Origin of the sequence: Leucothrix mucor DSM 2157 (assembly GCF_000419525.1) — a bacterium.
GTDB classification, from domain to species: domain Bacteria; phylum Pseudomonadota; class Gammaproteobacteria; order Thiotrichales; family Thiotrichaceae; genus Leucothrix; species Leucothrix mucor.
This window is the reverse complement of the sequence record NZ_ATTE01000001.1, coordinates 3,591,394-3,613,176: the sequence shown is the minus strand read 5'-3', so window position 1 is coordinate 3,613,176 and position 21,783 is coordinate 3,591,394. Positions and strand designations below refer to the sequence as shown.

18 protein-coding genes and 1 pseudogene are annotated in these 21,783 nt (G+C 46.9%); 14 read left to right on the top strand and 5 right to left on the bottom strand.

Translation table 11 applies throughout. The features are described 5' to 3' along the window. Nucleotides 1–34: 34 nt before the first annotated feature. From LEUMU_RS0116530 to LEUMU_RS0116475, 11 genes are all read left to right on the top strand, one after another. Nucleotides 35–1,087 (top strand): DUF3549 family protein, encoded by a 1,053-nt coding sequence (locus LEUMU_RS0116530; RefSeq protein ID WP_022953410.1) that lies wholly within the window; start codon nucleotides 35–37, stop codon nucleotides 1,085–1,087. A 188-nt stretch (nucleotides 1,088–1,275) separates the two neighbouring features. Continuing rightward, nucleotides 1,276–2,745: an OmpP1/FadL family transporter gene (locus tag LEUMU_RS0116525; protein WP_022953409.1), complete on the top strand. Its 1,470-nt coding sequence runs from the start codon at nucleotides 1,276–1,278 to the stop codon at nucleotides 2,743–2,745. 142 nt (nucleotides 2,746–2,887) lie between these two features. Beyond that, the gene (locus LEUMU_RS26535) at nucleotides 2,888–4,231 is read left to right on the top strand and encodes an alpha/beta hydrolase family protein (RefSeq protein WP_022953408.1); all 1,344 of its coding nucleotides are present in this window, start codon (nucleotides 2,888–2,890) and stop codon (nucleotides 4,229–4,231) included. Nucleotides 4,232–4,372: 141 nt separating this feature from the next. Beyond that, entirely contained in the window at nucleotides 4,373–5,059 is a 687-nt protein-coding gene (trmB, locus tag LEUMU_RS0116515; protein WP_022953407.1) for a tRNA (guanosine(46)-N7)-methyltransferase TrmB, read from the top strand. 125 nt (nucleotides 5,060–5,184) lie between these two features. Next, on the top strand, nucleotides 5,185–5,784 hold the full coding sequence (locus tag LEUMU_RS0116510; protein WP_022953406.1) for an ANTAR domain-containing response regulator: 600 nt from the start codon (nucleotides 5,185–5,187) through the stop codon (nucleotides 5,782–5,784). After that, nucleotides 5,781–7,004 (top strand): CmpA/NrtA family ABC transporter substrate-binding protein, encoded by a 1,224-nt coding sequence (locus LEUMU_RS0116505; protein WP_022953405.1) that lies wholly within the window; start codon nucleotides 5,781–5,783, stop codon nucleotides 7,002–7,004. Before LEUMU_RS0116510 ends, LEUMU_RS0116505 begins: the two co-directional genes overlap by 4 nt. Nucleotides 7,005–7,305: 301 nt before the next feature. After that, nucleotides 7,306–8,709 carry a CmpA/NrtA family ABC transporter substrate-binding protein gene (locus LEUMU_RS0116495; RefSeq protein ID WP_022953403.1) on the top strand — a complete coding sequence of 468 codons (1,404 nt, stop codon included), beginning with the start codon at nucleotides 7,306–7,308 and terminating at the stop codon, nucleotides 8,707–8,709. 29 nt (nucleotides 8,710–8,738) lie between these two features. After that, nucleotides 8,739–9,713, top strand: a complete 975-nt coding sequence (locus LEUMU_RS0116490) for an ABC transporter permease (protein ID WP_022953402.1) — start codon at nucleotides 8,739–8,741, stop codon at nucleotides 9,711–9,713. Between the two features lie 14 nt (nucleotides 9,714–9,727). Beyond that, complete coding sequence (locus LEUMU_RS0116485; RefSeq protein WP_022953401.1) at nucleotides 9,728–10,624, top strand: ABC transporter ATP-binding protein; 897 nt, start codon at nucleotides 9,728–9,730, stop codon at nucleotides 10,622–10,624. Between the two features lie 146 nt (nucleotides 10,625–10,770). Further along, nucleotides 10,771–11,076, top strand: coding sequence for a type II toxin-antitoxin system Phd/YefM family antitoxin (locus tag LEUMU_RS26530; RefSeq protein ID WP_022953400.1), 306 nt, complete (start codon nucleotides 10,771–10,773; stop codon nucleotides 11,074–11,076). Beyond that, on the top strand, nucleotides 11,073–11,372 hold the full coding sequence (locus LEUMU_RS0116475) for a type II toxin-antitoxin system RelE/ParE family toxin (protein ID WP_022953399.1): 300 nt from the start codon (nucleotides 11,073–11,075) through the stop codon (nucleotides 11,370–11,372). The genes LEUMU_RS26530 and LEUMU_RS0116475 overlap by 4 nt, the downstream gene beginning before the upstream one ends. A 223-nt stretch (nucleotides 11,373–11,595) precedes the next feature. Here the strand turns inward: LEUMU_RS0116475 and LEUMU_RS0116470 are convergent, their stop codons facing one another. Continuing rightward, nucleotides 11,596–13,497 carry a RecQ family ATP-dependent DNA helicase gene (locus LEUMU_RS0116470; RefSeq protein ID WP_022953398.1) on the bottom strand — a complete coding sequence of 634 codons (1,902 nt, stop codon included), beginning with the start codon at nucleotides 13,495–13,497 and terminating at the stop codon, nucleotides 11,596–11,598. A gap of 83 nt (nucleotides 13,498–13,580) precedes the next feature. Next, a complete protein-coding gene (locus LEUMU_RS0116465) occupies nucleotides 13,581–14,921 on the bottom strand; it encodes an ATP-binding protein (RefSeq protein WP_022953397.1) in 1,341 nt (446 codons plus the stop codon). A 130-nt stretch (nucleotides 14,922–15,051) separates the two neighbouring features. Between LEUMU_RS0116465 and LEUMU_RS28600 the strand changes: the two are divergent. Further along, nucleotides 15,052–15,239, top strand: a pseudogene (locus tag LEUMU_RS28600) (AAA family ATPase); the annotation flags it as partial. A 130-nt stretch (nucleotides 15,240–15,369) separates the two neighbouring features. On the opposite strand, the gene LEUMU_RS28200 reads toward LEUMU_RS28600, so the two are convergent. The 3 genes from LEUMU_RS28200 to LEUMU_RS0116445 all read right to left on the bottom strand — a co-directional run bounded on the left by LEUMU_RS28200 (nucleotide 15,370) and on the right by LEUMU_RS0116445 (nucleotide 19,742). Continuing rightward, on the bottom strand, nucleotides 15,370–17,655 hold the full coding sequence (locus LEUMU_RS28200) for an EAL domain-containing protein (protein ID WP_022953395.1): 2,286 nt from the start codon (nucleotides 17,653–17,655) through the stop codon (nucleotides 15,370–15,372). Nucleotides 17,656–17,757: 102 nt separating this feature from the next. Then, entirely contained in the window at nucleotides 17,758–18,939 is a 1,182-nt protein-coding gene (locus tag LEUMU_RS0116450) for a D-alanyl-D-alanine carboxypeptidase/D-alanyl-D-alanine-endopeptidase (protein WP_022953394.1), read from the bottom strand. A gap of 83 nt (nucleotides 18,940–19,022) precedes the next feature. Further along, nucleotides 19,023–19,742 carry a glutamine amidotransferase-related protein gene (locus LEUMU_RS0116445; RefSeq protein WP_022953393.1) on the bottom strand — a complete coding sequence of 240 codons (720 nt, stop codon included), beginning with the start codon at nucleotides 19,740–19,742 and terminating at the stop codon, nucleotides 19,023–19,025. Nucleotides 19,743–20,039: 297 nt separating this feature from the next. On the opposite strand from LEUMU_RS0116445, the gene LEUMU_RS0116440 reads away from it, so the two are divergent. Together LEUMU_RS0116440 and LEUMU_RS26520 are read left to right on the top strand one after the other, a co-directional pair. After that, nucleotides 20,040–20,405 carry a LysM peptidoglycan-binding domain-containing protein gene (locus tag LEUMU_RS0116440; protein ID WP_022953392.1) on the top strand — a complete coding sequence of 122 codons (366 nt, stop codon included), beginning with the start codon at nucleotides 20,040–20,042 and terminating at the stop codon, nucleotides 20,403–20,405. 191 nt (nucleotides 20,406–20,596) lie between these two features. Next, nucleotides 20,597–21,766, top strand: coding sequence for a PepSY-associated TM helix domain-containing protein (locus LEUMU_RS26520; RefSeq protein ID WP_022953391.1), 1,170 nt, complete (start codon nucleotides 20,597–20,599; stop codon nucleotides 21,764–21,766). Nucleotides 21,767–21,783 lie beyond the last annotated feature (17 nt).

Genomic DNA, 21,783 nt, shown 5'->3' with positions numbered 1-21,783 from the left:
TCGCAGCTTACGTTTAATAGCTTCGGAGTGTGTGATGCAGCAACAGCTGGAAACAATTAGTGATTTTTTGAAAATGAGTGGTTTTCAGTATCGGGTATTTGATCTGGGGCGAAAGATTCAGCGCATTTCTAATCAGCGCTTTGCCGATATCGAGTCGCAGAAATTTCAATATCCTTATCCCTTTCAGCAAAAGGCGTGGCTGTCAGTGCTGTTTTGGGATGAGAAAACCAAAGCCGAGCCAGTGATTTGGTTTCTGAGTTTTCCAATTGATGAATTGGGGTTTTTGAAGCTGGAGTCTCGTGACTCCTTTTTGCGTGATTTGCTAACCAATGTGGATGGCAATATCAAAGCGCATCAGCAGGGCGGTGCGGCTCAAGATGCGATGAAAGAGAGTCCGTTTTCATTCAAGCCACGTGAAGATCGTTTGGCGATGTTCCATGCATTGGCCACGGTTGAGTTAAATCAAGCGCCATCGCAGTATTATTCTCATGCAAAGTCGTACTTATCGGGCGAAGTTGGCTTTGATCAGTGGCAGTTTTTGGGCTTGCAGGGTGTCGCGGATGTTATTGCACGTTTGGAGGTTGATAATAATGCGCAAGCATTAGCTCAGGCAGTAGAGAAACTGCCGGATGTGCCCTTGGATACGTTCATGCAGTGTTTAGAAAACGTACGGTACTCTGGCAAGTTGAGCATGGCTGTGTCTGAACGCTTAGCGTCTGAAATGGCCAAAGACTCTCCCCAGGCGCCTTTGATGGCTTCATTGATCCGAGCCTTATCCGGTAGTGAAGCGAAAGCTGAGCGCATGCGATTACTCGAAAACATCTTAAGCTCGCCATTCGCGGAGCAAATTGATGTGTTGGCAGCGGTTTCCGGTCGCTGTTGGAATGATTTGCAGGATGAATCCTTGCTGATGGCTTTTTTAGAGGCGGCAGCGCTTCAGGAGCAAACCGTATTTAATATCCTGCTGGTTGATTTAATGACACTTCCAGATATGCGCCAGAAGGTCTTAATGAGCTTACGTAATCCAGAGCGCTCAACAATGCTAAGCAAGTGCATCGGTGGCTTCATGGGAGGTGTCATCGCATAAGGTCAGAACAGTTTTGTTATCAACTATGGCGAGTTTTGCTATTGGCGAATGCGTAGAATTGTTGCAATTTGTTAATGGTTGGTTAAAAAATTTAGTATGATTGTAAGTTAAGCAGCGGGTGGCATATCTCCGTGGGCGTAAAAAAATAATCCATACAAGAAAACAGATAGACTGAGGAGTATTATCTTATGAAAATGAATCGAGGCAGCATTCTGGCTGCGTCTATATCTTTGTGCTGTTTTTCATCTGCTGCGCAAGCTGGCGGTTTTAGCGTAACAATACAAAGTGCTTCTGGCGGAGGTAATGCGGCTACAGGACATGCGATGGCCGAAGATGCTTCTGCAATGTTCTACAACCCAGCACTGCTATCCTCGATTGAGGGAACGCAGGTCAATACTGGTGTCGCGTTCACTCATGCGGATCTATCTGTTAAAAATACTGGTAGTACTCTAGGTGAAAATACAGGTCCATTAAACGGTTTCCCGATTGTGGGTACCAATGATGAGCCTAGCACTGCGTCCAATGATGCTGAGCCCGGCGGCTTATCTGCCACTCCAAGTCTGTTCTATAAGCGCGATATCGGCGCACAGAAAAAGGTCGCGTTCGGTCTTGGGATCAATATTCCTTTCGGTGTGGCGACAGAATATGACGATGTGAGTTTCGCACGTTACGAAGGCACAGAGTCTGGCTTAACTACCGTCAACATTAATCCAGCGCTTTCATGGAGAGCGAATGATAAATGGGATTTTGGTGCGGGTCTGAACCTTCAGTATGGTCATGCGATTCTGGCAAAGGCTATTGATGGTGCTTTAGCCTGTCAAAGTATTGCGGGTGCTGCTGCAGCCGGAGGGTCACCAGCTGCTGCTAGCATTGCGGCTGCCTGCTCTACCGATGGTGGCGCGTTAGGCTTTACAGGATATTCAAACGCAGAAACCGATAGCGACATTAGTGTTGAAGCTAGCGGTATTGCGTTTGGTGCCAATATCGGTGCGGCTTATCACCCTACGAAGTCTACAACACTCTCTTTCGGATACCGTTCTTCGGTTAAATATGATCTGGAAGGTGAGGCTGACATCACACACAAGAACTTAGCGGGCTTGGGTGATGCAACGTTGAATGCCTCAGGTCTAGGTGATCAGGATGCAGAAGCCGAGCTTGAGCTTCCAGCATCTGCGTCATTCTCGTTTGCAACAAAAATGACGAATGCGTTAACCGTGCATGGCGACGTGACATGGACTCAATGGTCTTCAATGCCTGAAATTCGGATCGAGTTTCCAGATACCGCTTTGGCTGATTCTGTAACTTCTCTTGATTGGGAAGATACTGTGCGTGTTGGTGCGGGTATGACTTATCAGTTGAATCCAAAAACCAAGCTACGTGCGGGTATTGCTTTCGACCCAACGCCTACTCCATCTGCTGAGCACCGTACTCCACGTGCACCACGCTCCGATTCATACTGGTTCTCTATGGGCGCATCTCATCAGTTCAGTAAGAAGCTAGGTGTTGATGCCAGCCTTTCTTATATCTATCCTGAAGATACGACGATCGATTACACCGCACCAGGTGCAACAGACAGCGATCCCACTGGTTACTACACCAGCGCCGATGTAGAAGCGGATGCAATTGCATTAGCTTTATCCGTTAACTACAAATTCTAGTAGTCACACCAATTACTGCGGCGCCACAAAGCGCCGCAGTCGTTTGATTGAATGGTTTCAAAGGTTGTTTAAGCTAAATAAGTTGTTAGCTTAGGCAGGCCTTTGTTTCATTCTAAAGCCTTTGGAGAGAGGAATAGTCGAAATGAAAACCAATTTTAAAGTATTGCCGTTAATGGTGTGCAGCATGCTAGGCCTACAGGCCTGTCAGTCAGGCGATAGCGGCCCAACCATCAAAGCACCAAATCAGTTAGTCGATGTTGGTTCCGAGCTTTATGCTCGTATTCGAACCAGCTCAGAAGATGCTGATACATTATTTAAAAGCTTTGGCGCAACAGAGTCAGGCGATGAGTTGTGCGACGTTAAAATACACCGGATGATTTACGACACGGTCGGTGGGGCAGGGGAGTCTACGACTTCAAGCGGTGTATTTATGTTGCCGCACGGTGATGACCCAGCTTGTAGTGGCCCGCGCCCGGTTGTGCTTTATGCTCATGGTACTTCGACTGATCGTGGCTATGACTTATCTCAGATGATCTCAAATTCCAGCAATGATGCAGCGGGTGAGGGAATGCTTTTACTGGCAGCCTACGCATCAAATGGTTACGCGGTTATTGCACCAAACTATGCTGGTTACTCATTCTCCTCACTGGGGTATCACCCTTATCTGGACGAACTACAGCAATCCACTGAAATGATGGACGCGCTGGATCATGTTCGTAAGTACAGTGATGAAATTGGTGCTGACTTGTCCTCAGAGCTATTTATCGCCGGAGCCTCGCAGGGGGGCTATGTTGCTATGGCAACTCACAAAGCACTAGAGGCTAAAGGTGAAACGGTGACTGCTTCACTGCCGATCTCAGGCCCTTATGCGATACTGGATTATTTTGATGCGCTCTTCGCAGGTTATGTAAGCGGTGGCGCTACCCAGTATAGTCCGATGGTGTTAACCGCCATGCAAAAATCAGATACCATTTATAGTGATCCATCTGAAGTGTACGATGCTGCCTATGCTGATTTTGCAGAGAACTCGCTCCCAAGAACTGGTGGTTTTGCGGCATCAGGTTTGCCCGCTACTGCGCTGTTTAGTGGTGAGGCACCAGAAGATGCAAATCCATTAAATCAAATGGGGTTCGGAGATGATCACCTGTTATCTGATGACTTCAGAGCACTTTATCTGTCAGATCTAATGGCGAATGGCGATACACCAGTTTATCCTATCAGAGCCTTAGTTGCCGAGCGGGATATGCGCGATTGGCAGCCAGCGGCTCCAACTATGTTATGTGGTGCATCAACGGATCCGGTGGTTTATTACAGTAATACGACGACCATGACGGATTACTGGGCAGCTAACCCTTACGTCTCAAGCTTTGACGTAACAGATCTGCCGAACTGGCAAGCAGCAGAGATACCAGCGGGAAGTATCCATGGCCAGACCGGTGTATTTTGTACCGGCGTTGGTTTGCAGTTTTTCGCAAACTTCCGATAAAAGTGATCTAGCACTTTTTTAAAGTGAAACAAAAACGGAACTCGCCAAAAGCAGTTCCGTTTTTTTTGATTGCGAATTTCCATCCGTACTGATTTCAGTTTACTATTCGCGTTTTAGCGCCTCCAGATACCCATTAGCACCATGACTGATCCAATTAAACACCGTCCGCTCCGCAGTTTCGTTCTTCGCCAAGGGCGTCTTACTACCGGTCAACGAACCGCGCTTGAAACGCAATGGCCTATATTCGGCATTGAGTTCACAGGCAAGCCACTAGACTTGAGCGCCGAGTTTGGCCGTCAAGCACCGGTTACGCTGGAGATTGGCTTTGGTAATGGCGACTCCTTAGCACAAATGGCAAAGGCCGCCCCTGAGCGCGATTTCTTCGGGATTGAAGTTCACCGCCCCGGCGTTGGGCATTTAATGCACCTTGTTGGTGAAAGTAGCCTTAAGAATGTGCGCGCTATGCACCACGATGCAGTGGAAATCATTAATCAGATGATTCCGGATGGCTCGATCAATCGTATTCAAATTTACTTTCCTGATCCTTGGCATAAAAAGCGCCACAACAAGCGCCGGATTGTTCAGCCAGAATTCGTTGCCTTATTAGCGACCAAGCTTGAGCCAAGTGGCGTATTGCACTTGGCGACTGATTGGGAAGATTATGCCGTGCAGATGCTGGAAGTGATGAGTGCTGCGCCAGATTATAAAAACCAAGCGCCAGAAGGCGGCTATGCTGAGCGTCCGGACTACCGCCCACTGACTAAATTTGAAAACCGTGGTTTAAAGTTAGGCCATGGCGTTTGGGATTTGCTGTTCGAGCGAGTCTAAGTAAAAACCGTTATTGTAATCACAAGCCGAGGCGTTCAGAGATGAGCGCCTCGGCTTGTTTGTATTATGGCTGGCCACTGCCCTTATGGCATATTTTTTGCTTGATGTTAGGTTAATTCAAGCAAATGGGCCATGCGAACATGTTTAAAGTCATGCTGGTTGACGGTAATGCCGAACGATCGAGTGTCTTGCAAAACGAACTGCTGTCTGCCGGCAAGCTAGAAGTCGTGTGCGTTGATGGCAGTCGTGACCTGATGGCACAGGTTCGTCAGCATATGCCTGATGTCATTATCATCGATATGGAAAGTCCCGATCGGGACACTCTTGAATCCTTACGCACGGTCAATCGTGAACTCCCCAAGCCTGTTGTGTTTTTCGCTGAACGCAGCGATTACGAAACCACTCAAGCGGCAATCAATGCCGGCGTGAGTGCGTATATCGTCGACGGCCTTTCAGAAAACCGCCTAAGCTCAGTCATGGAAGTGGCAATCGCTCGCTTCAAAGCATTCCAATCACTGAAAACTGAGCTGGAAGATTGCAAACTCCGCCTGCAAGACCGCAAAGATGTGGACAAAGCCAAAGGCATTTTAATGCAGCACCGGAACCTGAGCGAAGAAGAGGCGTATCAGCTGCTGCGTAAAATGGCGATGGACCGCAATATGAAAATCGGAGAAGCCGCCCGCAACTTCATTGCAGCGATGGCTTTACTCGGAGGTGCTGGATGACGCTCGCTCCGCAGTATTCACCCGAAAAAACAGAATTAAAAATTGGCTTCTTGCCACTTACCGACTGTGCCGTTTTAGTCGCCGCACAAGAGCGTGGTCTCTTTGAAAAATATGGCCTGCAGGTCAGTTTAGAGCGGGAAGTGTCGTGGGCAAATATTCGGGATCGGGTTGCGTTTGGCAGTTTAGATGCCGCGCACATGTTGGCACCGATGCCACTGGCTGCCAGTTTGGGGATTGATGGACTTGGTATTCCCATGCAGAGCGCCTTTAGTATGGGGCTCAATGGTTCTGCGATTACCTTGTCCTGTGAGTTGCTTAAAGAAATGCGTGCAGTTGCGCCGGATAGCTTTTTAGAATCGCCACTTAAAGCCGACGCCTTAAAGGCTTTATTACGTGCTGATCCCTCACGAAAGTTAGTATTTGCCCATGTATTCCCGTTTTCCCAGCATCACTATCTGCTACATGCTTGGTTGGAAGATGCGGGAATTGATCCGGTTAATGATGTGGAGTTTAAAGTCATTCCGCCGCCGCAAATGGTTGCCCAACTCGCCAGTGGTCAGATTGATGGCTATAGCGCGGGAGAGCCATGGAATCAGGTCGCAGTGCAGCAAGGTGTTGGCTGTATTGCCATTAGCAGTTACGAGATTTGGAATAATGGCCCCGGCAAAGTACTCGGTGTAACTGAGTGGTGGGCGACTGAGCACCCGCAAACCCATCAAGCACTGATTGCCGCCTTACTGGAAGCCGCACAGTGGTCCGATCAGGCAAATAGTCGTTATGAGCTAGCCGAGTGGCTGTCGCGACCTGAGTACCTCAATATGCCAGTTGAATACATTAGCGGCCCGCTGCTGGGTGAGTGCCAGTATGCAGGGGATGAGCCAGTGCGCAACTTGCCAGACTTTAACTGCTTCTACCGCTACGGCGCGACAGTGCCATGGCATTCTCACGGCGCTTTCTTTCTCCAACAAATGCGCCATACCGGTCAGCTGAAGGAGCAGGTGGCGTCGAGCAATATCTTGGATAAGGTCTATCAGTTGGACTTGTACCGTGGTGTTGCAGAAGCGTTGGGGTTGCCGTATCCGATGGATAATGTGAAACAGGAAGTGATTAACCAGTCGCCTTGGGTGCTGCAAAAAGCCAGCCAATCGATTGCGATGGGAAGCTCAAATATCACCTTGCAACAGCTGCGTGATCAACTCATTGCATTGAATAAGGCTTAATTAGAGTGTGCACTGTTCACGTGCTATGCGCGTTAACGGAATCACTTAAATGGTGCGATGCGGGCTTTAAACTAAGTAAACGCTTAGCCAATAACGTGACTTTCAAAGGTTTTATAAATTGGCACAGTAATTGCATTATATAAATTAACAGTCAATCAACGATGATTGATCAATAAAATTCTGAGCAGCGTTGCTCGGGATTACATACAGGGTAATGACGCCCCGAACACTGCTAAGCGCGGCCACCGCTTTGTAGAGTTCGGGGCGTTTTTGTTTCTGAACGATGAAAAAGGTATCACACATGTTGAAAGATCAGGAGATTACACGTCGCTCACTACTAAAGCGCGGACTAACTGCATTGGCAATTAGCGTTGCCGTGAGTACAGCACTATTCACAACGAGCACAGCGTTTGCAGAAGTCGGCGAGCCAGAAAAAGAAGAGCTAAAATTTGGCTTTATTAAACTTACTGATATGGCACCACTTGCCATTGCTTATGAAAAAGGCTTTTTCGAAGACGAAGGTTTATACGTCACACTCGAAGCCCAAGCCAACTGGAAGGTACTGCTGGATGGCGTAATCGACGGTCAGTTAGATGGCGCACACATGCTAGCCGGTCAGCCTATTGCTGCGACAATTGGCTTCGGAACTAAAGCCCACATCGTGACCCCGTTCTCAATGGATTTGAATGGAAATGGCATCACCGTTTCTAATGAAGTTTGGGAAAAAATGAAGCCGCATGTACCAATGGATGGCGGCAAACCGGTTCATCCGATTAAAGCCGACTACTTAAAGCCAGTGGTTGATGATTTCAAAAAAGAGGGCAGAGCCTTCAAAATGGGTATGGTATTCCCCGTATCGACTCACAACTATGAGTTGCGCTACTGGTTAGCCGCAGGTGGTATTCATCCTGGTTACTACGCACCTCATAAAAATGACATTACCGGCCAGATTGATGCCGATGCGCAGCTGTCAGTTACGCCACCACCACAAATGCCAGCGACCATGGAAGCCGGAACCATTAACGGTTATTGCGTGGGTGAGCCATGGAATCAGCAAGCCGTCTTTAAAGGCATTGGTGTGCCAGTCATCACCGACTACGAGATCTGGAAAGATAACCCAGAGAAAGTGTTCGGCTTGACTCAGGAGTTCACTGAAAAATATCCAAATACGACCGTGCGCTTAGTGAAAGCACTGATCCGTGCAGGCGAGTGGTTAGATGCTAACGACAATGCCAATCGCATGGAAGCCGTGAAGATTTTGGCTAAGCCTGAATACGTGGGAGCCGATGAAGAAGTTATTGCTAACTCCATGACCGGAACCTTCGAGTACGAGAAGGGCGATAAGCGTGATGTGCCTGATTTCAATGTGTTCTTTCGTTACAACGCAACGTACCCGTTCTACTCCGATGCGGTTTGGTACCTGACGCAGATGCGCCGCTGGGGACAGATTGCAGATCCTAAAGATGATGCTTGGTTTGAAGAAACAGCCAAAAGTGTGTACCGCCCGGATATCTACGCAATTGCCGCTAAAGAGCTGATTGCAGCGGGCACGTTAAAGGCTGAAGACTTCCCTGATTTCGCCACAGAAACAGGTTACAAGCCGCCACAAACTGAGTTTATTGATGAAATCACGTTTGATGGAACAAAGCCGAATGACTACCTGAAGGCCTTTAAAATTGGTCTGAAAGGTGATGACAAGCTGTAAGGCTGTTTTAAAGTAAAAGGGTGAATGATATGTCTGAGCGAATCGACAATACAAATGCAAAAACGGGAATGGAATGGTTACTCCCAAAGATTAAAACAATAACCGTTCCGTTAATTGGTATTTTTATCTTCTTGGTAATCTGGCAAATGGGTGCGCCCAAAATTGTCACCTCACTAGGCGCTGTACCGGGGCCCGTTCAAGTGTTCCAGCAGTTTGTCGGACTAGTGGATGAGCATCAGGAAGCACGCGAAAAAGAGGACGCTTTTATTAAGCGACAAGAAGTGCGTAATGCCAAGAAGCTGGAAAAAGACCCTGACGCAGAAGTAAAGATTCGCGCATACACCGGCAAGGCGACCTTTTTTGATCAGATCTGGACGAGTTTACTCACGGTGACAGCAGGCTTTTTGATTGCCTCGCTGATCGCCATTCCAGTGGGGATAGTGGCGGGTTTAAGCCAAACGGTTTACTCCGCTATTAATCCGCTGATTCAGATCTTCAAGCCTGTATCACCCTTAGCTTGGTTGCCCATTATCACCATGATCGTCAGCGCGGTGTACGTGTCTGAGGATCCGATGATGGACAAATCATTCGTTACCTCGGCGCTCACCGTCATGCTGTGTTGCTTGTGGCCCACCATGATCAACACCGCCGTCGGTGTCGCCAATATCAGTCAGGATTTGCAGAACGTGAGTAAAGTGCTGCGCCTGAGCTGGTTTACCCATGTGGTTAAAATTGTACTGCCATCCGCCATTCCAATGATTTTTACCGGCTTACGCCTATCATTTGGTATTGCGTGGATGGTATTGATTGCCGCAGAAATGCTGGCACAAAACCCCGGCCTTGGAAAATTCGTTTGGGATGAGTTCCAAAACGGCAGCTCCAATTCACTAGGTCGTATTATGGTGGCGGTCATCGTCATCGGTATTCTGGGTTACTTATTGGACCGCGGTATGTTGATGGTTCAGAAGTACGTTTCCTGGGATAAAAGCCAAGCCTTGCGTTAAGCGGAGAGAAGACAATGAGTCAGAAAGAACATTTAGTAATATCCCAAGCCTCGATTGATTTTCCGACGCCAAACGGCCCGTACCGTGCGCTGGATAAGGTCAATCTGAAAATCGCCAAAGGGGAATTCGTTTCCATTATCGGACACTCCGGTTGCGGTAAATCCACCGTGTTGAATATCGTCGCAGGCTTATACCAAGCCACTGAAGGCGGCATTATTCTGGATGGTAAAGAAGTGAATGAGCCGGGCCCGGAGCGGGCAGTGGTGTTCCAAAACCATTCCTTGCTGCCATGGATGTCGGCTTATGAAAATGTAGAGCTAGCCGTAAAACGCGTATTCAAAGGTAAGAAAAGCAAAGCCGAAATGAAGGAATGGATTGGATACAATCTGAGCCTTGTGCACATGGATCACGCCATGGATAAGCGGCCGGATGAGATTTCCGGCGGTATGAAGCAGCGGGTCGGTATTGCGCGTGCTTTGGCAATGGAGCCTCAGGTTCTGCTACTGGATGAGCCATTTGGCGCACTGGATGCATTAACCCGTGCGCACCTTCAGGACTCGCTCATGGAGATTCAGAAGGACTTGGGTAATACCGTGATTATGATCACGCATGATGTGGATGAGGCGGTATTGCTGTCTGATCGTATCGTGATGATGACTAATGGCCCTGCGGCGACCGTGGGTGAGATCTTGGATATTAATCTGCCACGACCTCGTGATCGGGTCGCGATGTCGGAGTCACCGGAATATATTCGCTGTCGTAAAGCGGTGTTGAGCTTCTTGTATGAAAGACATGGTAAGAAAGTGGAGGAGGCGGCTGTTGAAGAAGTTGCTGAGGCGATTGAGCCGGTAGAGGCAGAGGCTTCTAACTTGGTCGATATCAAAAAAAAAGTGAAAACTGAAGCGGCTTAGTTAAATAGTTATACCTTGTAAATGTTTGGCCTCCGATTTTTGGGGGCTTTTTTTATGGAATTTTTGAGTCAGCTAAATTTCCTGAACTTTGAATTTGTAGCTACATGAGCTACAGTAGGCCTATGTAACTTCAGAGAGATATAGCTATGCAAACCATTGGCTCCCGACAAGCAAGCAACACTTTTGGCAACTTATTGGATACTGTTCAGCAAGGTGAGCCAGTAAAAGTCACTCGTAACCACAAAGACGTGGCTATTGTAATTTCCATCGAAGATTACGAACTACTCGGTGGCGAGCATTTACGACTACGTAAACGTGCTGAGTTGATGGAGCAGAAGAAGCTGGATCTCCTCGCTGAGCTACAGAAAGGTATAGATGAGCTGGATAATGGTCAGCATAAAGAGGCGACCCCAGAGTTCTGGGAAAAACTTAAAAAATCTATTACTTCATGAAGGTTCGTTTTGCGGAGAAGGCAGAATCAGATTTAATTGAAATCGGCCGTTATATTGCTCAGAATAATGTAGAAGCAGCATTGCAGTTTATTGGCAAGATTGAAGTGATCTGCCACGATATGATTGGGTCACATCCGGCAGTAGGTAGGCAACGAGATGATTTGATCGAAGGCCTGCGTGTGTTTCCTTATCAGCACTATCTTATTTTCTACAGAGTGCAGAGCGAGTGGATCGAAATTATACGAGTACTACATGCTGCACGGGATATTGAAAGTGTATTCGATACAGATTTTTGATGGCGAATTTGAATTGCTGATCAGGAGCTCAGAGAGTATCAATCACTATAAAATACACCGACTACTAAGGATTTCTTAGTAGTTCGGGCGGGTCTGATAACTAGCATTATTTCTTACCCGCGTCAGTATGTAAGGTGATAAACCGTATTGGATGATGCTATGGAAATCACCTCTTTAGAGCGATTTGAGGCAGAGAAGACAAGCTGTTTTTCGTTATCCCAATTTAACGCTCCAACCAAGCCAATACATCCGAAAATCGATACTTCTCTAACAAAGCAAAGCCAGATACCTGACGCACTTTCAAGCGTGTAAAAATAGGTGTCGTCAGTCCACAGAAAAATCGAGCCCTTAAAAGCGCACTGTCATTAACGCCTAGTTTTCCAGATATTTCAGTACTTAACTCATCCGCATTGTAGTGTGACAAAGTTTTTAAACTTGCCACTACAGGCATCTGTGCGGGATGCCCCGAACACACAGAACAATGCCCGCAGGAGCCTTGTAAATTAGTGTCTGAAAAATACTGCGCTAACTGTAAATTCAAACACTGCGTACTCCCAAAGAAGCCCAACAAATGATGAATGCGCTTGATTTCACTCTCTTCTTTTTGTACAAATCGCTGAGCTAATTCATCACGCAGTTGAGCGCTTATCTGTGTTTTATCGACTTTATAGACCTGAGTCATTTGCTTTGTTTGTAGCTCAATCAAACCTTGCTGATCTAAATAATCAACTGCCGTTAGCACTCGTCCTCTTTCACACTGATAGGTCTGCTGCATTTTCTCAAAGTTTAAGGAAGACCATGTCCGTGCTTTGTCAGACGTGGCAAATATCGTTTGTACAAACTGCGCTCGCTCACCCTGAAAGCGGGCTAGCACTTCTGCTTCTGGCACTAAAAACTTGTATTTATACTCCGCGTAATAGCTATAAGCGGGTCGAATCACGTGTTCTAGCTCTAAGTAAACGAGTAAGGTTTTCAACGCTAACAAACGAATATTGGATTGGCTCGACAGGCTGTTCATAACAACCTCCCAATCGCCTTCTGACTGGTTTATTTCGTTAATAATAAAGTCAATGGCGGAGCCTTCGGGTGTATCGGCATAAACAAAATTTTCTAACACATTCAGGTTGTTGTGATTCGCAAGCACAAGGCAGTCAGATGCTTCACCATCCCGACCTGCACGACCAATTTCCTGTGCATAGTTTTCAATTGACTTAGGGAGGTCGTAATGCACGACAAAACGAATATCACTTTTATCAATTCCCATGCCAAAGGCGATCGTCGCTACAATTAAAGGCAGCTGTCCACTCATGAATTGCTGTTGAATGTCTTGCCGTAATTCGTTGCCTAAACCGGCATGGTAGGCAGTCGCAGCGATGCCCCGCTGAGTTAATGCGCCAGCAACTTGTTCTGCGGTGTGCTGTAAGGTCACATAGATAATTCCGGCTTCCTGCTGACGAGCAGTTAACCAAGGCACTAATGTTGATAGCTTATCCGCTTCATTTACCCCGACTACCGACAAGTTTAAATTACTGCGATAAGAACCGGTTAGGGTAATATTATTGAGGTCAATACGGAACTTTGCAGCCATATCTTCGATGACTTTTTGCGTCGCCGTCGCGGTCAATAATAGGACTTGCTTAATCGCAAACTCTTCACGATAACTGGCGAGTTTCAGATAGTCTGGGCGAAAATTATGCCCCCACTCACTAATGCAGTGCGCTTCATCCACCACTAATAATGAAATAGGTATCGTCTTTAAAAAAGTTCTAAACCGCTCATTGTTTAAACGCTCGACAGAGATAAATAATATTTTAATCTCACCCGCAGTCACACGTTTGTAAACCTGTGCAGCTTCAGTATGACTTTGCATTGACTGAATACTCGCCGCAGCGATGCCTTTGCTCCGGAGAAAGTCGAGCTGGTCTTGTATCAATGCCAATAAAGGAGATACGACTAAGGTGAGATGTGGGAGTTGTAAGGCCGGCAGCTGATAACAAAGTGACTTCCCCGACCCCGTCGGGAAAATAGCCACTGCGCTCTGACCATCAACTAAGGTCTGGATAACTTGTTCTTGGCCAGGTCTAAATTCATTAAAGCCAAAATATTGCTGTAATAACGCGTGCATGTAATGGCCCAAATAAACGATTAAAGCGTGTTTATAGCACAGTATTTATCGTAGGCTGGATAGCCGTGCTGCTGAAGGTGTTGTCATCGAACAAACCAATCCAAATACTCCTCAAGCCTGCTAGCCATGAAATAAGGTAGATTCAGCAGTTTGTAAGGTTTTCCTTCCAATGTCTCCACATCCTCAACACTCAGTTTTCCCGCATACAAGCGCACTGCCCAGTGATGCTCCACCTGATCCATAAATAAATGCAGGGAGCGTAAACGTCCAGTTGCACCAGATTTAACTTCAACAGGGATGATCTTATTTCTATGTGCCAGTACAAAGTCCACTTCAGCACTGGTGTGGTTCTTCTCACGCACCCAAAAATACGGGGTAAATTGCATCGAGTCATGGCTTGCCAGTAACTCTTGCCCAACCAGATGTTCGATAATCCGACCACCATACAGCGAGTTTAAATCATCACTTCCAAAGACCTCTGTTTGGATGCCAGAGAAGAAGTTAACCAAGCCGGTATCTAATAGCTGCAATTTGGGTGATTTTTTGAAGTTTGGCGTGAGTGGTAATTGGGTTGAGGTTGTCGGATAAATACGGCGCAGTAATAGCGCTTTCTCCAGCACAGCCATTGCCTCCGATATTTCTTTAGAGCCGTAGTTTGATTGACCAAATCCTGCCATCTTGATGCGGCTGCCAGCCTCAGTAAAAGCACTTTGAATCACGTGCCGAATCACTTCTGCTTTAGAGTCCTTGTCTGCATACTTTTCTACATCGTCGAGATAGGCAGTAATCAGGCTTTCATAGATGGTTTTTAACTGTGCGAGGTTCTTCGACTCGGCATAACGCTGAACAATTTCCGGCATTCCACCAATGAGAGTGTAGCGGTGAAAGAGTTTTAGCAGCTTGTCATGCGCAAACGAGGGCAGCGGGATGCGGTTTAACATTTCTACTGCTTGAGTCTCTCCTGTTGCTCCAAGAAACTCTTCAAAAGTTAAAGGATGCATCCGAAGGTATTCAACACGCCCTACTGGGAAGCTGATATGCCGGTCGAGCAAACTTTCTAATAGCGAGCCTGCTGCAACCACGTAGATATGAGGAAGCTCTTCATAGAAATAGCGTAAAACTGCGACGGCTTCTGCAGAGCTTTGAATTTCATCAATAAACAGCAGTGTTCGGTGCTTTTGTGGATCTTTATTGTTTAGAAAGCAGATTGCTTCGAAAAGCTCCGGTGCAGTGTAATCCTGCTCAAATAGGTCTCGGTCTGCCTTTAGTTCAAGATTCAGGTAGATGTATTGGTCGAATTGTTCAGCCAGCATTGAGACTGCCGTTGTTTTGCCAACCTGCCGTGCGCCACGCAGTATTAACGGCTTGCGGTTAGGGTTCTCCGACCAGTCTTTTAGTGCTGTTAAGATTCGTCTCTGGAACATTCTTTCCTAAAGGTTGGGTTAATTACCTATTAAAATAGCACAAAGGTAGGGTTTGTTTGTTGGTTTTTAAGTACAAAGTAGGGGTATCTTGCAATGACAATTTACAAAAAACGAATCATAGGCTGTAGCCATGGCAAAGCTTCCCATCGGCATTCAAACATTTGAAAAATCCGCTCTGGAGATTATGCCTATATGGACAAAACTGGCTTAGCATTACAGCGGATTGAAAATGGCGACTACTACTTCCTGTCGCGCCCACGCCGCTTTGGCAAGTCACTATTTCTGGATACTCTGAAAGATATTTTCGAAGGCAAACAGGTATAGCCATCCAGGATGTATATATGCGGATTGTGTAGACCATTTGTCTCAGCAATATACAGATATATGAGTTCTTCCTTATACTCAAGGCTAATGCCAAGAGTGCCAAAGTATAATGAATACACCAAGCTCAAGAAGCCGGAATGACTCTCAGTTTAGGCGCACTCTCATCAAGCGCACTATCTTCGATCAGCAGCTTCTCAAATAAAGCGGCTGGAACAGGCTTGGAGAAGTAATAACCTTGACCGCTATCACAACCAATTTGCTCCAATAAATCACGCTGAGGCTTGGTCTCAATGCCTTCAGCAATCACCTTACAGCCTAATTTATGCGACATCATAATAATAGCCTCACACAAAGCTAAATCTTCTGAGTCCTGTGCTAGGTTCGCCACAAACGACTGATCGATCTTCAGGCAATCAATATGGAATCGCTTTAAATACGACAACGAAGAATAGCCCGTTCCAAAGTCATCAATCGCCACTTCAATGCCAAAATCACGCAACTCCAGCAGCTTATCTTTTACCAGCTTACTGCTATCCATGAGCAAGCCTTCGGTAATCTCAACAATAATCGCGCTACCATCAGTGCCAAGTTGATGCAAGTATTGCACCCACAAGCTCACATTGATGCCATTGTCGCGGTATTGTAGTGGCGAGGTATTAATACTGATTTGTAGGTCTGGGCTAAACTCCCGACGCCATTTTGATGCTTTGGTTGCCGCTTCTTTGAAAATCCATTCGCCCATTTCCAGAATCTGTCCGCTTTCTTCGGTTAACGGAATAAAGTCCGCCGGAGAAATTAGTCCATGGCTAGGATGATTCCAGCGAATCAGGGCTTCTGCTTTATGAATTTTGCCAGACTTCAGATCAACAATCGGCTGATAAAATAACTCAAACTGATTATCAGTGATGGCATAGCGCAAATCCTTCAGCATCTGATTTTTAACAATCAGCGCTTGGCGCATCGACTCATCAAAGAAACTATAGCGGTTACGCCCACCAGCTTTACTGTCGTACATTGCCTGATCGGCATTGATCAGTAGCTCATCAGCCGTCTTCGCATCTTCAGGATAGAGTGTAATGCCCACACTGCTAGACACATAAATGCTGTGATTTTGAATCAAAAACTCAGCACTCATCGCTTCACAAACGCGATTAGCAACACCATTCAGGTCATCTCTGGACTTCACATCATGAATAATAATCGTGAATTCATCACCACCTAATCGCGCCACAATATCACCGGCATCCACACAGGTTTGAATACGCTTGGCAGCCCGCTGTAGCAGAGAGTCGCCGATGTAATGGCCTAAGGTATCATTCACCTCTTTAAATTGATCAAGGTCGAGAAACAGCAAGCCAAACGTAGTGCCGGCTTCATCTGCCTGAATAATCGATTCGGTCAGTAGCTCATAAAAACGACGGCGATTCACCAATCGCGTCAAGGTATCGTAATCGGCCTGTATCCGTATTTGTTGCTCGCTTCTACGCAAGGCTTTACGGGTGCGGCGCAAGGTGAAAATCCAATAAGCGGCGATCGCCAGTAATAAGCCTGAAATAGCAGCCAGTGTAATAATGACTTTGATCGGCACCGAAGGGGACACACGCATGCCAAACCAGCGCTCAGAGATTTTATTGCGGGTTTGTTGATCAATAGAATCCAAGGCCTTAATCATAATCGACGTCAGGATTGGATTGTTTTTTGTAATCCCAATGCTGTGGTCGCTGGAGTATTCGGTTCTACCGCCATAAAACAGATTACGGTAGCCACCCATGCGTTTAATTAGATAGCTAACGGTGGCTGCATTACCGACATAGGCATCTGCCCTTCCAGAGTCGACCAAGCTCAGTGCCAGCGCCGTGTTCTGAACTTCAATCAGTTTAATCTCAGGATAGTGCTGGGTGAGCATATCGGAGGAAAATGAGCCTTTTTCCAAGGCCACAACTTTTCCACGCAGCATACTCAAGTCGCCTACGTAGCCATTCTTATGACCATCGTTGATAATGATTGAGGCTGTGGAAACATAGCTGGGCGTAAAATTCAGGTAGGCTTCGCGCGCTTGAGTACGCACCATACCGGCGATCATATCGATCTCTTGGCGCTGCGCCATTTCAAGCGTTTCAGCCCATGGGACGTCTTTTTGAATATCGAACGTAATACCTAGGCGCTCTGCAATCAGCGTCATATAATCGGCCGCAAAACCGATATAGGTATTATCTTTTATAGAGCCAAAGGGTGGGAAGGCGCGGTCGATTCCAAGTCTGATGACTGGATGTTCCTTTAGCCAAAGCCGCTCAGCCTTGCTAAGCGGCAACGATATATTGTCAGCTGGAGCAGCACTCAACGGTAACACTAAGCAAAATGCAAAGGCTAGTGTTAGCAACAGTCGAGCATGTAGGGTTCTCAATGACATATCAATCGGTCTAATAGGTGGCGCTGAGGGTCGAGTATACTCGGTTTAACCTCAAAGCCAGCTGAATCAGTTCTCCTCTCAAAGTGTAGTACCTAAACCGGCCTACAGCGTGCGCCTCAGCGCAGTTGCGATGCGGTTACGCAGCTTGTAGGGTACCGATTGATTCATCATTAATGCAAATGGTTTCCACTCGCCATTATCCACGATATAGCCAGCAAGGGTACTAACTTTCTTCAAGGTGCCCGATTTTGCAAACACGCCCGGCTCAACTTCAGGTAGCAGATGACGCCATGGTTTAAAGCGCTCCAGCAACTGAACCAGCTGCTGTGGTGACACGCGATTCTTACGGGACAGGCCTGCGCCTTCCTGAAAAGTGAACTGCTGCCAGTTAAAGTCAGCACGCAGATTATCTTGCATATATTGCTGCACATCACGGGCATTGGCAGGACGCTGATAATGCTCAGCCGCCATAATCAGAACTAATTGATTGGCGATAAAGTTGGTTGAGTATTTCATCATCGGGCGGATCATATCGCCCAAGGTACGGCTATTAGAGTGCTGGTAAAATGGTGCTTGTGGCGCGATGGCACCATGCACAATTCGGTTACTCACTGGAATGCCTTGTTTTTTCAACATCGCCAATAATAACTCACCGAAATAACGCTCCGCTTGTTGTGGCTTACGGCCAGTGTTAACGCGTAATGTTTTCTTTTTAAAGCCTCTTGCCAAGCTTTTCGCAAATGGCGTGAGTGGCGTCTGTGCTTCAGCCGAGCGTACCTTGCCACCCACCTTTTTGAGGTTAACGGTATTAAAATTAGCCGCTAGTGCAGAAGGCACCGCGTCGTATGGGTTGTTAGTGCGGCTAGTGCCCGGCAATATCAGCCCATCGGTAAACATCGAGCCATCTAAAACCAAAGTATCAACGCGATCCAAACCTAATTGGCGCAGTTGGCTGGCAATAATAGCGATTTCTTCGGAAACCAAGAACGGATCACCACCGCCAAATACCGACAAGGTCTTGGTCTGTTGATCAAAATAGAAATTGGTTTGGAAGCGGTGATTTTCACCCCAGCGATTGAGTGCCAACCAAGCGGTGACCAGCTTGGTGGTCGAGGCAGGGATAAACGATCGTTGATTGTTATCAGCCCGTATCGCACGCCCTTGTGTATCGACGACCAGCAGGCCTGCATTTTTAAGTTGAGAAAAGCTGGATAAGGCATCAGCATGTGCTGGTGCATTCAGTGCGAACGCACAGCACAGACTTACAATTATTGCTCGGATCATGATGTCCCCGTTATCATTTTTTGGGGTTAGCGTATAACCCCAAGGCCGGATGCCTGCTGAATCAGAGCGATAAAATGTAAGATTTAACGCGCCTGAAGCAGGAACTCCCGCATCATCTGACTCAGTAGTGGTGTGTCAATCGCAGCATCTGGCCGAGCCAAATCGTCTAATGCTGCAGTGCGTAAGGCATCAGGCACCATCGAAGCACGTTCCGAAGCCGTCAACGCGGCTTCAAATTGATTGGTGAATTCCGGATGCGCTTGTACGGTCAGAATCTTGTCGCCGTAGCTCAAGCCCGCATAAGGACAAAATTCAGAGCTGGCAAATACAGAAGCGCCCTCTGGTAATTGCGTAATCTGATCCTGATGGAATGCATTAATGGTCAATGTTTTCTGATCTTTTGGAAGCCCCACCACCGGTGCTTGCAATTGATACTCGTGGCGTCCCACGCCCCAGCCCCCGCTGAACTTTTCCACTTTACCACCAAGTGCTTCGGCAATCACCTGATGTCCAAAGCAAATACCTAACATTGGCAACTTTGCGGTATGAATCTCACGAACAAAGGCTTTCAGGCGGTGAATCCAAGGTAAGTCTTCATAAGCGGCATGCTTAGAGCCGGTGATTAAATAGCCATCACACTCATCGACAGACTCTGGGAACTGATCTTCAATCACCCGAAAATTAACAAAGCTCAGCTGCTCGTCATCGCCGTCCAACAGCGTTACAAACATTTGGCTATAGCTTCCGTAGTCCGTGCTTAATTCGCTCGGTAACAAGCCGGTTTCAAGAATGCCGATTTTCATGGATAAGTACTCAAATATTAGGTGAGGGAAATCGTCAATTAGTTTGAATCAGACGAATTAGCACAATTGTGATCACATTTCATTGATCCGTCAAGATACGCTAGTTCGTTTAATTCAAGTGCTTGTTTATTCGCTGATTGTTGATTTTTTCTACTTTACGGGTTCTTTACATCCCGATAACACACATTAACGTTTACCTATTGCACAATTATTCCATCGAGTGAGCGGGGTTGCTCAGCGATATTTAGCTTAAATCAGACATGAATAATTTTATTAAATCAGTTAAAGGAAGTCGTTATGAAAACACTTAATACAGCAATCGTTACCGCACTTTTAGCAATGGGCTTAGCAGGAAATGCCATGGCTAATAACCATGGCTCAGATAAAGATCATAAAGTAGTTAAAAAAGTCGTTGTTCAGAAAGTGGTTAAGCAAGTCGTTGTGAAAAAAGCGGCTCCAAAGAAAATGGTTAAGCAGGTCGTTGTGAAAAAAGCACCACCTAAGAAAGTCATAGCAAAAACTTACCATGTACGTGCAGGCGACACTTTGTCAAAGATTTCAGCCCGCACCCATGTGCCGGTGAACAGCTTAATCAAACTGAATAAGTTATGGGGTAACAAAGCGAATCAATTACGGGTTGGTACGGTCCTTCGTTTATCTTAAAAAAACAGCAACATTTTACCAGACAGTGCAGCCATCGATTTCCTCATCGTTGGCTGCCTTTTGGGTTGTGGTTTACAGGATTAAATTTGAGCGTCAGACCGAGAAAATATCCTTACCCGAAAGCACATAAAGAAGTGCGAATGGAGGATAATGCACGCTTTACACTATCACCTGGTCATTGAGAATCTGCTATGAGCTTTAAACGCATAATATTCTGGGCGCACTTAATCGCCGGAGTCCTTGCCGGAGTCATTATTTTTACCATGTCTGCAACCGGCGTGCTGCTTACTTATGAGCGCCAAATGATTGATATGGCAGAGCGCAGTTACTTTGTGGAGCCAGCGCCTGATCAAGCCCCTTTAACTCTGGATCAATTAAGTGAGTCGGTAAAACAAGCCACAGGCGGCAAACAAGGCGTTTCACTGGTGTTTTCAGAAACACCCAAGTCACCTGTAGTGGCTAAGATTGGCCGTAATGAGCAACTGCTAATTGATCCATACACCGGTGAAGTGCTAGGCGATGGCGCGACTGGCTTGAGAAATTTCTTCAGTACTGTGACCGACTTTCATCGCTGGCTGGCACTCTCTGGCGACGCACGCCAAACGGGTAAAAGCATTGTTGATTTAGCCAATATGCTGTTCTTATTTATTATTATCAGCGGTATTTATATCTGGCTGCCAAAAGTTTGGCGCTGGAATTTGGTGAAACTCAAACTGGTATTCCGCCGTAATTTACCGAACGCCAAAGCGCGCGATTATAACTGGCACAATGTGCTGGGTATTTGGATGATGATTCCGTTGTTTTTCATTGTTACCACGGCGGTTGTATTTTCTTATTCTTGGGCTAATAAGCTGGTGTATCAGGCTTATGGTGAAGAAGCCCCAGCGCGTCGTGGGCCTCCGGGTAACGCGGCACCATCGGCTAAAGGTGACACGGATCAAAGTGCAACTGAAGCGACTGCCAGCCTGCCATTACAGGAGCTGTTGGAGACTGCTAAAGGCTACTCAATTGATTGGGAAACAGTCAGCCTGACCTTACCTAAGCCGGGCGATCAAACCGTTGCGGTAACGGTCGATACGGGTACGGGCGGTGAGCCGACTAAACAAACTCAGCTGCAGCTCAGCACGACTAGTGGCGAGATCGTTCAGGTTGCGCCCTTCTCCAGCCGCACACCGGGCCAGCAAGCGCGTGTTTATATTCGCTTCTTACACACGGGTGAGTCATTAGGGATTATTGGTCAGACGATTGCCGGACTGGCGTCACTGGCGGCCTGCTTTATGGTGTATACCGGATTAGCACTGGCTTACCGCCGCTTGATTCAGCCGATTGTGATTCGTCGTAGAAAAGCGAAGCTGGCTTAATGCAGAAATGCTTCTGA